The sequence below is a fragment of the Kosakonia sp. S42 genome (genome assembly GCF_016624785.1).
Classification (GTDB): domain Bacteria; phylum Pseudomonadota; class Gammaproteobacteria; order Enterobacterales; family Enterobacteriaceae; genus Kosakonia; species Kosakonia cowanii.
The window spans coordinates 1-230 of sequence record NZ_JACVTW010000128.1; the positions used below are offsets into that span (position 1 = coordinate 1).

General features: G+C 63.9%; 1 protein-coding gene. It reads left to right on the forward strand.

What is annotated here, in order from left to right:
• The coding region (locus tag IAE50_RS25845) for a transposase (RefSeq protein WP_200581711.1) at positions 1 to 230 on the forward strand (230 nt) is incomplete at both ends.

Here is a 230-nt window from a genome sequence, read left to right on the forward strand (position 1 = left end):
CCCCGCGCCTCCGCGGCCCATCGGGCGGGGTATAGCAGGACCGGGGCTGCTAGCCCGCGTACTGACCTCTGAGTATACAGAGCACACCCCGCTGTACCGCCAGTCTGAAATATACGGTCGCCAGGGTGTGGAGCTGAGTCGCTCACTGCTGTCGGGCCGGGTGGATGCATGTTGCCGGCTACTGTCACCGCTGGAAGAGGCACTTCGGAACTATGTGCTGACTGACGGCA